This window comes from Prauserella shujinwangii (assembly GCF_003001955.1).
GTDB lineage: Bacteria > Actinomycetota > Actinomycetes > Mycobacteriales > Pseudonocardiaceae > Qaidamihabitans > Qaidamihabitans shujinwangii.
This window is the reverse complement of sequence record NZ_PVNH01000006.1, coordinates 396825-410324: the sequence shown is the minus strand read 5'-3', so window position 1 is coordinate 410324 and position 13500 is coordinate 396825. Positions and strand designations below refer to the sequence as shown.

Sequence of the window (13500 nt, the reverse complement as noted above, 5' to 3'; positions counted from 1 at the left end):
GGTGCTCACCCGTTCGGCCGCGTCCGAACGTGTTTGCGCTGCCCGAAATCAAACTTTTGTTTGACTTGCACAGAAGGTCTTGTAAGGTCCCCCGCATGAGTGTGACTGGCCTCACCGTGGAGTCTCCGGTCGTTCGGCTTTGCGGGATTGGTAAGCGCTTTCTCGGCAACCAGGTGCTGCGGGACGTCGATCTCGACCTGCACGCCGGCGAGGTGCACGCGCTGGTCGGCGAGAACGGGGCAGGCAAGTCCACGTTGATGAAGGTGCTGGCCGGGGTGCACCAGCCGGACGAGGGCACCATCGAGGTGGACGGCGTCCGGCGGACGTTCGCCTCGCCCCGGGAGGCGCAGTCGGCGGGGATCTCCATCGTCCACCAGGAGTTCAACCTCCTCGGCGACCGCAGCGTCGCGGAGAACGTCCACCTCGGCCGCGAGCCCGTCCGGTGGGGACGCGTCGATCGCAGGCGGATGGAGGCCGAGACCGAGCGCCTGCTGGACTGGCTGGGGGAGCGCGGGATCTCGCCACGCACGCAGGTGCGCAGGCTGCCGGTGGCGCAGCAGCAGGTCGTGGAGATCGTCAAGGCGCTGGCCACCGACGCCCGCGTGCTCGCCATGGACGAGCCGACCGCGGCACTCGCCGACCACGAGGTCGAGCTGCTGTACGACCTGGTGCGCAGGCTCCGCGAGCGGAACATCGCGATCCTCTACGTCTCGCACCGGCTGCGCGAGGTGTTCGACCTCAGCCAGCGCATCACCGTGCTGAAGGACGGTGAGCTGGTGACGGTCCGGCCGACCCGCGAGCTCACCTCGGACCAGCTGGTCCGGCACATGGTGGGCAGGCCGCTCGACGCCTACTTCCCCGACCGGGCGCGGCCCGCCGATCTCGGCGACGTACGGCTCGCGGTGCGGGGCGGGGGCAACGCCCGGGTGCACGGCATCGACCTGCGGCTGCGGGCAGGCGAGATCGTCGGCCTCGCCGGGCTGCAGGGCGCGGGCCGGTCCGCGGTCGCCAGGGCCGTCTGCGGGGCCGAGCCGTTCACCGAGGGCACCGTCGAGCTGGACGGGACGCCGGCGCGGATCCGCTCGCCGCGGGCGGCGGTGCGGCGCGGCGTCGCCTACGTCACGGAGGACCGCAAGGGCGAGGGCCTCGCCCTGCGCCAGTCGGTGCGCGACAACGCCCTGCTGGTCCGCCGCGCCGCGTTCGGCCGGGGGCGCGGGCTGCGCAGGCTCGACCTCGGTGAGCTGCTGCGCTCGGTGACGCTCGTGGCCAGGGGGCCCGACCAGGAGGTGCGGCTGCTCTCGGGCGGCAACCAGCAGAAGGTGGTGCTCGCCAAGTGGCTCGCCGTCGAGCCGAAGGTGCTCGTGGTGGACGAGCCGACGCGCGGCATCGACGTGGGCGCGAAGAAGGCGGTCTACGACCTGCTGCGCGGGCTGGCCGGACAGGGCGTGGCGATCCTGCTCATCTCCTCGGAGCTGCCCGAGCTGATCGGCATGAGCGACCGGGTGCTGGTGATGTACGACGGCCGGATCGCCGGGGAGCTGCCCGCGGGGCCGAGCGAGGAGGCCGTGATGGCGCTGGCCACGGGACACGCGCTGGAGGCCGCATGACCGGGACGGGGCCCATCGCCGGGGCGGAGCCGATCGCCGGGGTGCCCCCAATGTGGCATTCGGTGCGTTCGATGCAACCAACGCCGCATTCGGTGCGGTCAACGCCACCAATGCCACATTGGGGAGCGTCGCGCCGGGCGGAAGGCGGGGCGGCATGAGCGTGGCCGTCGAGCCCGGCGTCCGTCCGCAGTGGACCCGCCTGGGCAACCCCGTCGCGGCCGTCTACGGCGCGCTCGTGCTCCTGCTGGTGCTGGGCAGCGTGCTCGTCGCGATGCGCGGCGGCGTGCTGCTCGACCAGGGTGGCATCCTCAACATCCTCACCCGCAGCACGGCGCTCGGCCTGGTGGCGATCGGGCAGACCATGGTGATCCTCACCGGCAAGCTCGACCTGTCGGTGGCCTACCTGATCGGGCTGTGCTCGCTCATCGGCGCCGAGACGATGGCAGGCGATCCGGGCATGATCCTGCCCGCCGTGCTGCTGACCCTCGCCTGCGCCGCGGGGGTGGGCCTGCTGAACGGGCTCGTGGTCGCCAAGCTGAAGGTGAACGCGTTCATCGCGACGCTGGGCACCGCGCTGATCATCCGCGGCTACCTGGAGAACGGCTACACCGGGCCCTCCGGCCAGGTGCCCAGGGTGTTCCAGCACCTGGGCTACGACCGGATCGGGCCGGTCCCGGTCTCGGCGCTGCTGATGCTGGCGCTGGCCGGGCTCGCTTGGTGGTTCCTGGCCCGGACCAGGCCCGGCTACCACCTCTACGCGGTCGGCGGCGACGAGGAGGTGGCACGGTTCTCCGGCATCCGCACCGACCGGGTCGTGATCACCGCCCACGTGCTGTGCTCGGTGGCCGCGGGACTGGCCGGGCTGTTCCTCGCCAGCAGGCTCGGCTCGGGCGCGCCGTGGGTGGGCACCGACGCGGGCTACGACCTGGAGTCCATCGCCGCGGTCGTGCTCGGCGGCACGCTGCTCGCGGGCGGCAGGGGCGGCGTGGCCGGAACCATCGGCGGCGTCCTCATCCTGGCCACATTGGACACGACCTTCGACGAGCTCGGCGTGACCCCGTTCTTCAAGGACGTCGTCCGCGGCGTCGTGCTGATCGTCGCCGTCGCCCTGTACGCCCGCCGGAGGATGCGCCGATGACCACCACCGACCCGGCCTCCCGCCCGTCCCGGCTGCCCCGGCTCGCCGACGGCACCGCGCCCGTGCTCGCCGTGCTGGCGGTCCTGCTCGTGGCCCTCGCCTTCGCCGGACCCGCCTACAGCGAGCCTGCCGGCTACCTCGCCCTGCTCAAGCGGGCGGCCCCGCTGATGATCCTCGCCATCGGGCAGTACTTCGTGATCGTCAGCGGCGGCTTCGATCTCTCCGTCGGCTCGCTCGTGACCGCCGAGGTGGTGATCGCGGCGCGGCTGATCGACGGCGACGAGGCGGCGACCCTCTGGGTGATCCCGTTCGTGCTGGGCTTCGGCGCCCTGGTCGGGCTCGTCAACGGGCTCATCACCACGCGGCTGCTGGTGCCCTCGTTCATCGTCACCCTGGGCATGCTGCTGGTGCTGGACGGCGCGGTGTTCCTGTGGACCGGCGGCTCGCCGCGCGGCGCGCTGTCCGAGGCGTTCCGCACGATCGGCCGGGAGGGCTTCGACGTGCCCCTGCTCGGCCAGGTGCCGTGGTCGGTGTTGCTGCTCGCCGCGCTGGTGGCCGCCGCCGTGCTGTTCATGCGCGGCGGCACGGGCCGCATGCTCGTCGCGATCGGCGACAACGAGACGGCGGTCCGGCTCGGTGGCGGGCACGTCGAGCGCCTGCGCACGCTCGCCTTCGTGCTCTCCGGCCTGTCCGCCGCGGTCGCGGCCATCCTGCTCGGCGGGTTCGCGGGCGTGTCGGCCCAGGTCGGCGACGGGCTGGAGTTCCGGGTCATCACGGCGGTCGTGCTCGGCGGCGTGGTGCTCGGCGGCGGCCGTGGCTCCGTGGTCGCCGCGATGGCCGGCGCGCTCACCCTCGAAGCGCTGTTCTCCCTGCTGAACCTGCTCGGCATCTCCGGTGGCCTGGAGTCCGCCGTGCAGGGAGTGATCATCATCGCCGCCGTGGCCTACGCCGCGAGCGGCCGGTCGGTGTTCCGGACGAGGAAAGGCACATCATGAGAAAAGCATGGCTGACCGCGCTCGCCGCGGCCGCGCTCGCACTGGCGGCCTGTTCGAGCGACCTGCCGCCCGCGCAGGGACCGTCTTCGGCCCCGGAGCAGTCACCGGCGCAGCAGGACGAGTTCTTCGACCAGGCCGAGTACGAGCGGCAGCTCGCCCTGCGCGACGCCACCCCGCAGGGCCCCGAAGGCAAGCCGTGGGAGCAGGCGCTCGAACCGGAGATGGTGGACACCGCGCAGTACGCCAAGGACGGCCCGCACCACGTGTGCTTCTCCAACGCCTCGGTGGACAACCCGTGGCGGCAGGTCGGCTGGAAGACCATGCAGGCCGAGGTGGACCTGCACGACGAGATCGCCGAGTTCACGGTCCTCGACGCGGAGGCCAAGGACGACAAGCAGATCAGCGACATCTCCGCGCTGCTGTCCCGCGACTGCGACGCGCTGATCGTCTCGCCCAACACCACCGCCACCCTCACCCCCGCGGTCGAGGCCGCCTGTGACAGCGGCACCCCCGTGATCGTGTTCGACCGCGGGGTCAACACCGACTGCCCGGTGACGTTCATCCACCCGATCGGCGGCTACGCGTTCGGCGCCACGGCCGCCGAGTTCCTGTCCGGGGAGGTCGGCTCGGACGGCAAGGTGCTCGCCCTGCGGGTGCTGCCCGGCGTGGACGTGCTGGAGCACCGCTGGGCCGCGGCGGAGCGGATCTTCGCCGACAACGGCGTCGAGGTGGTGGGCGCGGAGTTCACCGAGAACGACAGCGCCACCGCCAAGAGCATCGTGTCGGACTACCTGCAGCGGGAGGGCCGGATCGACGGCATCTGGATGGACGACGGCACCGCCGCGGTCGCCGTGCTGGAGGCGTTCGAGGACGCCGGCATGGAGCCGCCCGCGATCTCCGGCGAGGACCAGCAGCAGTTCCTGCGGAAGTGGAAGGACGAGGGCCTGACCGCGCTGGCGCCGACGTACCCGACGTACCAGTGGCGGACCCCGGTGATCGCGGCGCTGAAGATCCTGAACGGGGAAGAGGTGCCGAAGGAGTGGATCCTGCCGCAGCCGGTGGTCGACTCCGGCAACCTCGACCGGTACCTGACCGAGGGCATGCCGCCGCTGCACTACGGCCTCTGCGGCTGCCAGGACATGCCCGGCTTCCCGCAGCGCTGGCGGTGACGATGCACGCGGTCGGCGTGAACACCTGGGTGTGGACCTCGCCACTGGACGACGCCGCGCTCGCCGAGCTGGCGCCCTCCGTGGCGAAACAGGGGTTCGACGTGCTCGAGCTCCCGGTGGAGAACCTCGGTGACTGGGACCCCGGCGCGGCCGCGGCGCTGCTGGCCGATCTCGGCCTGGCCGCGTCCGTGGTGCTGGTGATGCCACCGGGCAGGGAGCTCGTGCGGGCCGACACCGCCACCGTCGCGTCCACACAGGACTACCTCCGCCGTTGCCTGGACGTGGCCGCACGCGTGGGCTCGCCCGCGCTGTGCGGTCCCGCCTACGCGTCGGTGGGCCGCACGTGGCGCATGACGGCCACCGAGCGGGCCGCGTGCGTGCGCGAGCTGCGGGACAACCTCGCCCCCGTGCTGGAGCACGCACGGCAGGCGGGTGTGGTGCTCGGCGTCGAGCCGCTCAACCGGTACGAGACGAGCCTGCTCAACACGGTCGGGCAGACCCTGGAGGCGCTCGACGGGCTGCCCTCCTGCGGGGTGGCGCTGGACGTCTACCACCAGAACATCGAGGAGACCGACATCCCCGCGGCGATCCGGTCGGCGGGCGGGCGGATCGCGCACGTGCAGGTGTGCGCCAACGACCGCGGCACACCGGGGCGCGACCATCTCGACTGGCCGGCCCTGCTGGCCGCCCTCCGCGACGCCGGGTACGGCGGGCCGCTGTGCATCGAGTCGTTCACCGCGCACAACAACAGCATCGCCACGGCCGCCTCGATCTGGCGGCCGCTGGCCGAGAGCCAGGACGCCCTCGCCGCGGACGGGCTGGCGTTCCTCAGGGAGGTGATGGCGCACTCCTGATCCGTCGAGCCGGCGCCGGCACGCCGCAGTGACCTCTTCCCGTGTCCCCAAGACGTGAGGAACCATGAGCAGAAGAAAGAGATTCCTGCCGCGGGTCGGCGCCGTGCTGATCGGTGCGCTCACGGCGATCGGGCTCGTCCCGGCCGCCGCGCAGGCGCACCCCGGGCACGAGCAGGACCCCGAGTTCGCCGCACTGCTGTTCACCAAGACCGCCGGATACCGGCACGACTCCATCCCGGCCGGTGTCGCGATGTTCGAGCAGCTCGCCGCCGACCACCACTTCACCCTCGACCACACCGAGGACTCGGGCGTCTTCGACGACGCCACCCTCGCCCAGTACGACGTCGTCATCATGTTCCAGACCTCGGGCATGGTGTGGGAGAACGACGCGCAACGCCAGGCCATCCAGACCTATGTGGACAACGGCGGCGGCATCGCGGCCATCCACAACGCCACGGACATGGGGATCGAGAACGAGTTCCCGTGGTGGGACGAGCTGGTCAACGCCGGTGCGCACATGCCGTCGCACTCGCCCGGCGTGCTGCCGGGCACCGCGCAGGTGACCGACCACCAGCACCCCTCGACCGCCGGGCTGCCCGCCCGCTGGGAACGGTCCGAGGAGTGGTACAACTTCGACCGCAGCATGCGCGGCGACGTGCACGTGCTGGTCAACGCCGACGAGTCGACGTACAACCCCGGCCCCGACGCGATGGGTGCGGATCACCCGATCTCCTGGTGCCGCGACGTCGGCCAGGCCCGCGTGTGGGCCACCGCGATGGGCCACCCGACGGCGGCCTACAGCGAGGAACTGTTCGTGCAGCACGTGCTCGGCGGCGTGCGCACGGCCGCGGGCGCGGTGGAGGCCGACTGCTCGGCCACAGTGGACGACGCCTTCGAGAAGGTCGCCCTGGACAGCAACACGCAGGCGCCGACCGCGCTCACCGTCGCCCCGGACGGCCGCGTGTTCTACACCGAGATCCTCGGCCAGGTGAAGGTGTTCGACCCGGAGACCCAGGCGGTGTCCACGGCCCTGGACATGCCGGTGTACTCCGGGGGGGAGGACGGCATCGTCGGCATCACCGTCGATCCCGGCTTCGCCGACAACGGCTGGCTCTACCTCTACTACTCGCCGCCCGGCACCGAGCAGGTCAACCGGGTGTCCCGGTTCACCGTGGAGGGTGACGCGATCGCCCGCGACTCCGAGGTGGTCCTGCTGGAGATCCCCGCGTCGCGGCTGGAGGAACCCGGCCACACCGGCGGCTATCTCACGTTCGGGCCGGGTGGGAACCTCTACATCGGCGTCGGGGACGACACCAACCCGTTCTCCTCCGGCGGGTACGCCCCGATCGACGAGCGGCCCGGCCGGTCGCTGTTCGACGCGCAGGGCACCTCGGCCAACACCAACGACCTGCGGGGCAAGATCCTGCGGATCCACCCCGAGGCGGACGGGAGCTACACGATCCCCGAGGGCAACATGTTCGCGCCGGGGACGGAGCTGACCCGCCCGGAGATCTACGCGATGGGCTTCCGCAACCCGTTCCGGTTCACCGTGGACACCGACGGGACGATCTACGTCGCCGACTACGGTCCGGACGCCCGCTCGGCCAACCCGGACCGCGGCCCGGACGGCAAGGTGGAGTGGAACGTCATCCGCGCGCCGGGCTTCTACGGCTGGCCGTACTGCGTCGCGAACAACATCCCGTACAACGACTACGACTTCGCGACGCAGACCTCGGGCGAGAAGTTCGACTGCGCCAACCTGGTCAACGACTCGCCGAACAACACCGGCCGCGCCGAGCTGCCGCCCGCGCAGCAGGCCGAGGTCTGGTACGGCTACGGTGAGTCCGCCGAGTTCCCGATCATGGGCACCGGCGGCGCGGCGCCGATGGCGGGCCCCGTCTACCGGTACGACGCCGACCTGGAGTCGGAGACCAAGTTCCCCGCCTACTACGACGGCAAGCCGTTCTTCTACGAGTGGGCGCGCAACCGGATCTTCTCGTTCCACCTGGACGAGCAGGGTTCGGTGCACACCATCGACCCGTGGCTGGACAGCGTCGACACGCTCGCCCCGATGGACATGCGGTTCGGCCCGGACGGCTCGATGTACCTGCTGGAGTGGGGCGGCGGCTACGGCAGGGACAACCCCGACTCGGGGCTGTACCGCATCGACTACACGCAGGGCAACCGCAGGCCGGTGGCACAGGCCAGTGCCACGCCATCGTCCGGCGTCGCGCCACTGGAGGTGACCTTCTCCAGCGAGGGCTCCCACGACCCGGAGGGCACCGAGCTCAGCTACGCGTGGACCTTCGGTGACGGCGGCACGTCCGCCGAGGCCGCGCCGGTGCACACCTTCACGGCCAACGGCACCTACAACGTGCAGCTGCAGGTGACCGACACGACCGGGAAGACCGGCACCACCAACCTCACCGTGACCGTGGGCAACACCGCGCCCACGGTGGAGCTGACGGCCCCGCCGGACGGTGGCTTCTTCGACTTCGGCGACGAGATCGCGTTCGACGTCGACGTCACCGATCCCGAGGACGGCGCGGTCGACTGTTCCCGGGTGGTGCTGCAGCCCGCGCTCGGGCACGACGCGCACGCCCACCCGCTCGACCCGGTCAACGCGTGCGAGGGCACCTTCGAGACCATCGTGGACGAAGGGCACGCCGACGCGAACATCTTCTACTCGGTCGACGCCAGCTACACCGACGGCGGAGCCGAGGGCCTGCCCCCGCTGGTCGGCAGGGACATCGCGGTCCTGCAGCCCAAGCACAAGCAGGCCGAGTACTTCACCCGCTCGTCCGGCATCCGCGTCGTGTCCCAGGGCGGGGCCGAGGCGGGCGGCCGGATCGGCGACATCGACGACGGCGACTGGATCGCGTTCTCGCCGGTGAACCTCACCGGCATCGACCAGGTCGCCCTGCGCGTGTCGTCGGCGGGTGGCGGCGGCTCGCTGGAGCTGCGGGCCGGTGCGCCCGACGGCGCGCTGGTGGCCACGGTGGACGTGCCCGACACCGGTGGCTGGAACGACTACGTCACGCTGCCCCCGGTCGACGTCACCGACCCCGGCGGCACGACGGAGCTGTTCGCCGTGTTCCGGTCGGCCGTGCCCGGGCCGTACGACCTCGACTCGCTGACCTTCCTCGGCACCGGGGTGGCGGTCAACGCGGCGCCGTACGTGGCGGTCGAGGCGAGCCCGACCACCGGGAACGCTCCGCTGCCCGTCGACTTCTCGGCCACGGCCATCGACCCCGAGGGCGACGAGCCGCTGACCTTCGCGTGGGAGTTCGGCGACGGCGCGACCGCCACCGGGGCCGAGGCGAGTCACACCTACACCGCCGCGGGCGAGTACGAGGCCGCGGTCACCGTCACCGACAGCACGGGGCGGCACAAGCGGGTCACGGTGCCGATCGTGGTGACGCCGAAGGTGTCCCCGCCGATCGAATGCCGCACCGAGGGCTCCGACGAGTTCACGGGCGAGGCCCTGGACACCGGCCGGTGGACCATGGTCCGGCCGGAGGGCTCCGAGTACGCGGTCTCCGACGGCCACCTCGTCCTGCCCACGGCGGCGGGTGACATCAACGGGTCGGCGTCGGGGCCGATCTCGTTCGTCGGCCAGCAGGCGCCGTCCGGGACCTGGTCGGCGACCACGCTGGTGACGATCGACGCCACCCAGCAGTGGCAGCAGGGCGGCATCCTGCTGTGGGCCGACGACGACAACTACGCCCGGGTCAACGTGCAGTCCAACGGGTCGGCTCGCGAGCTGGAGTTCGTCCGGGAGAGCGGCGGGCAGCGCACCATCCGGAAGGGGGCGCTCGCCACCGACGGCACCAGCTTCCACCTGAGGATGGAGAGTGACGGCACGTCGCTGACCGCCTACACCTCCGCCGACGGGGTCACCTGGACCGCCTACGGTGACGCGTTCCCCGTCGCGGGGGTGGCGGACGGCCGGATCGGGCCGTACGCGCTCAAGGGCGACACCCCCGCCCCGGTGATCGACGCGTCGTTCGACTACTTCCGGATCTCCGCCGCGCAGGGCGGGCCGGTCGACCCGGACGACGAGTTCGACGGTGACCGGCTCGACGGCTGCCGGTGGAACGCCGTCGTGCGGCCCGACCTCGCCACGCTGCGCGTCGAGGAGGGCGAGTTGCGGATCGACACCGTGAACGCCGACATCAACGGCGGCGACAACGGTCCCGCGCCCAACTTCGTCCTGCAGGACGCGCCGGAGGGCGACTGGACCGTCGAGACCCGGCTGCGGGCACCGCTGGTCGAGCGGTACCAGCTGGCCGGGTTCATGGTGCACGGCAACGACGACGACTACGTCAAGTTCGACGTGGTGGCCGTCAACGAGCCGGGCTCGGCGCCGAGCCTGCGGGCCGAGCTGGTCTCGGAGAACGACGGGCAGTTCGGCAACGGCGGCAACCGCTCGATCGCGCTCGGCGACACCGAGAGCGGCTGGTGGTACCTGCGGCTGACCAGGACCGGGGACAGCTACGAGGGCTGGGTCAGCGCCGACGGTGAGCAGTGGACCTCGGTCGGGCAGCCGGTGACCAACGCGGTGCCCGATCCGGCGGTGGGCCTGATGGCCGTGGGCCCGCAGCAGACGGAGGGGCCGGTGACGGTCGCCTTCGACTGGTTCCGCCTCACCGCGGCGACCGCCGACGAGGAGCCCCCGGTGACGTCGGCGGAAGTGACGCCCGCCGAGCCGGACGGGGCCGGTGGCTGGTACCGCACCACCCCCGTGGTCACGCTGTCCGCCGACGACGGTGCCGGGTCCGGCGTCGCCGCCACCGAGTACCGGCTGGACGGCGGCGCGTGGCAGCCCTACACCGCCCCGTTCGAGGTCGGCGGCGACGGTGCGCACGTCGTGGAGTTCCGCTCCACCGACGCGGCGGGCAACGCCGAGCAGGCCGGGTCCCGCACCCTCCGGCTCGACGGCACCGCGCCGGCGCTCATCGTCACCGGCGTGGAGCCGGACGCGGAGTACGGCGACTCGGGCGCGGTGACCCCGGGCTGGACGGTCGCCGACGCGACGTCCGGGGCGGGCGAGGCCACGGCGACCCTCGACGGGCAACCCGTCGAGGGCGGGACCGAGGTGCCGCTGCACACGCTCGACCTCGGTACGCACGAGCTGGTGGTCACGGCCGCCGACGCCGCGGGCAACACCGTGGAACGCACGGTCGCGTTCACGGTGACGACCTCGGTGGCGGACCTGCGGGCCCTCGTCGAGCGGTTCACCGACGAGGGCCGCATCTCGCGGCCCGGCGCCGTCGCGTTGCGCGCGTCGCTGTTCGCGGCGGAGCGGGCGCACACGGCGGGGGCGGACCGGGGCGCGATCGCGGCGATGCGCGTGTTCGCGTCGGCGGCCGAACGCACCGTGACCGACCAGGAGGTGAAGGCAGTGCTGGTCCGGGATGCCGAGGCGCTGATCCAGCGGTGGCGCGGCTGATGGGACCGGCGAAGACGCGGGGGCGGGTGCCGGGCCGCTCCCCGCACCGGCCGGTGCCGCGGCGGGAGACCCCGTCGCGGCACCGGCTCCACACCCTGCTCGCGCTCGCTGGGGTGGTGCTGCTCGGTGCGCTCGCCGTCGTGGTGCTGCCCGGTGTGCTGGGCGGGGGAGACCCCGTGGCGGACCGGGCGGCGGAACTCGCCGATCGGGACCGGCAGCGCGACGCCGGGCTCACGCGAGAGCTGGTCGGCACGGCCGAGCAGGCCCGGGACGCCGTCGTGCCGGTGCTGGACGGGCTCGAACGGGCGCTCGGCGAGCACCCGGACGGCGCGGACGGCGTGGCTTCGGCCGGGGACGTGGCGGAGTGGCGGCGGTCGGTCGAGGCCGCCGCGGCTCCGCTGCGGGAGCGGCCCTCGGGCGGTACGGCGGTGAACCTGGCGCGCTCCGGCCTGGCGGGCGCGGTCGCCACCGTCGGCAGGGCCGTCGAGGCCTACGCCGCCGCGCTCGACGCGCGGGGGGCGCTGCGCGAGCGGTTGCGGGCGCTGGCGGACGACCTCCGCCGGGACGCGCTGGCCGCGTGGTCGGTCGCGGCCAACCAGCTCGACGTCGCCGGTATCGAGGCCGGGCTGGGGCACGTCCACGTGTTCCTCGGCGAGCCGCACGGCCACGGCGGCGGCTGACCCGCTGGTGCGTGGTGACCGTGGTGCTCGTGGTGAGCGCCGCGGTCACCGCTCACCAGCGGTGCGTGTCCCGGCGAGGGGGGTGTGCCGGAAGCAGGTAGGACTCCGGCTCGCCCGGCTCCTCGCGGTCCTGGTCGGCGGTGGCCGCCGCCCGCGCCGGGCCGGATTCCTCGTCCTGGTTCTCGCTCGCGAAGAACTCCTCCTCCGTCATCGCGCTGAGCTGGTCCGCGCATTCGGCGAGGAACTCGCGATAGCCGGAGCTGGCGTTGACGTCGGCGAAGGCCAGTGCGCCGCTCTCCACCGCGGTGCCGATCTCCCTCAGCTCCGCCCGGTCGGCGGTCTTCAGTTCGGCCGCCATGTCGCGCAGTATCCGGCTCTCGCTCCTGGGCTGGTGGAAGTCCATCGCGCGTCCTTCACGCCTTGTCGTACTGGTCGAGGATGGGGGGAACGGCGCCGACCTTCTCCAGCTTCGTGAACTCGCTGGCGAGGCTCGCCAGGTCGGAACTGAGCGCCGAGATCGTCGCCTGGAACTCGGAGATCCGTTCGACCGCGTCGTTGGTGTGTTTGGTCAGCAGCTCGAACCCCTCCTTGAAGCCCTTGCCAAGTGTCCTGATCAACCCGATCCCCGTCGCGGCGTCGATGATGGCCCGGATGATCGGTTCGAGGTCCCGGAAGGTCTGGTACGCGGCATCGACCGCGGCTTCGTACTGGTCGGCGATTTTGCGCAACGGCTCGGCCGTGCCGGTCTGGATGTCGTTGGCCGCCGCGTACACGGCGACGTTGCAGGCGGCGTAGGCGTTGCCCGTCCACGCCTGCTCCAACTGGTCGACGTGGTCGCGCAGGTTGCGCGCGATGGCATCGACGCCGTCGGCCAGGTTGCGGTAGGCCTTCGCGCACTTCGCGAACGCGGTCCAGTCCCCGGCGATCCTCTTGCCGACGGCTTCGAGCGGATACCAGCCGACGAAGTGGCACACCGTCTGCACGAAGAAGGTGATGCTGAAGATGTCGAGCACGCCCATCGGCGTCTCGGCGTCCCTCGGAATGTCCGAACCGCTGAGCTGGACCTCGGTGAAGTGGCTCGTCGGGTCCTCGCGTGCCCGGAACGGATCGGCGTCGGTGCCGGCGGCCGGATCCCCGGACACGCCGTCCCTCCGGTCGTCCATCATGTTGTCCTCGGCGGTGAAGTACTCCTCCAGCGCGCGGAGCTTGTCCCGGTTCTCCGCCTCCTCGTCGCGGTAGAGGCGGAACGTGTCGATCAGGTTGTACGACAGCGTGCTCTGGAAGTACTCGAACAGGTGGTCCATCTGGTCGGTGACCGTGGTGGTGAGGTCGGCGTGGGCGCCGGAGAGGAGGTTGATCACGCCCTGGTCCAGGAAGGAGATGTCGGTGTACCCGGAGAGGTAGTTGCTGCCCGCCTGGGCGTTCTCGCCGAGCGTCTCCAGGGCGTCGATGATCTTGCGGGCACGGTCGTGGTCGAAGGTGAACATGCGCGGCCCTCGCGTCGACGGTGGTCGTCCGGTGATCTTCTTACTGCGACGGATCGCCGTCCGGTGTGGTTCCGCCGGTGTGGAAAGGGCGCACGGCGGAGCCGCCGGAGGCCTCCGT

Annotated in this window: 9 protein-coding genes; 7 read left to right on the top strand and 2 right to left on the bottom strand. The window is 72.0% G+C overall.

Features of this window, described 5'->3' with window-relative positions; translation table 11 throughout:
* Positions 1–95 precede the first annotated feature (95 nt).
* From B0I33_RS17240 to B0I33_RS17210, 7 genes are all read left to right on the top strand, one after another.
* Entirely contained in the window at positions 96–1607 is a 1512-nt protein-coding gene (locus tag B0I33_RS17240; protein WP_106179794.1) for a sugar ABC transporter ATP-binding protein, read from the top strand.
* A 154-nt stretch (positions 1608–1761) separates the two neighbouring features.
* Positions 1762–2745, top strand: a complete 984-nt coding sequence (locus B0I33_RS17235; protein ID WP_106179793.1) for an ABC transporter permease — start codon at positions 1762–1764, stop codon at positions 2743–2745.
* Positions 2742–3740, top strand: coding sequence for an ABC transporter permease (locus B0I33_RS17230; protein ID WP_106179792.1), 999 nt, complete (start codon positions 2742–2744; stop codon positions 3738–3740). The genes B0I33_RS17235 and B0I33_RS17230 overlap by 4 nt, the downstream gene beginning before the upstream one ends.
* Positions 3737–4909 carry a substrate-binding domain-containing protein gene (locus B0I33_RS17225; protein ID WP_106179791.1) on the top strand — a complete coding sequence of 391 codons (1173 nt, stop codon included), beginning with the start codon at positions 3737–3739 and terminating at the stop codon, positions 4907–4909. Before B0I33_RS17230 ends, B0I33_RS17225 begins: the two co-directional genes overlap by 4 nt.
* Before the next feature lie 2 nt (positions 4910–4911).
* Positions 4912–5763: a sugar phosphate isomerase/epimerase family protein gene (locus B0I33_RS17220; protein ID WP_106179790.1), complete on the top strand. Its 852-nt coding sequence runs from the start codon at positions 4912–4914 to the stop codon at positions 5761–5763.
* 64 nt (positions 5764–5827) lie between these two features.
* Entirely contained in the window at positions 5828–11215 is a 5388-nt protein-coding gene (locus B0I33_RS17215) for a ThuA domain-containing protein (RefSeq protein ID WP_106179789.1), read from the top strand.
* Positions 11215–11895 carry a hypothetical protein gene (locus B0I33_RS17210; RefSeq protein WP_146147515.1) on the top strand — a complete coding sequence of 227 codons (681 nt, stop codon included), beginning with the start codon at positions 11215–11217 and terminating at the stop codon, positions 11893–11895. Before B0I33_RS17215 ends, B0I33_RS17210 begins: the two co-directional genes overlap by 1 nt.
* A 52-nt stretch (positions 11896–11947) precedes the next feature.
* Here B0I33_RS17210 and B0I33_RS17205 read toward each other — a convergent pair whose 3' ends face one another.
* Together B0I33_RS17205 and B0I33_RS17200 are read right to left on the bottom strand one after the other, a co-directional pair.
* Positions 11948–12298 carry a hypothetical protein gene (locus tag B0I33_RS17205; RefSeq protein ID WP_106179787.1) on the bottom strand — a complete coding sequence of 117 codons (351 nt, stop codon included), beginning with the start codon at positions 12296–12298 and terminating at the stop codon, positions 11948–11950.
* A 10-nt stretch (positions 12299–12308) separates the two neighbouring features.
* Complete coding sequence (locus B0I33_RS17200) at positions 12309–13382, bottom strand: WXG100 family type VII secretion target (protein ID WP_106179786.1); 1074 nt, start codon at positions 13380–13382, stop codon at positions 12309–12311.
* Positions 13383–13500 lie beyond the last annotated feature (118 nt).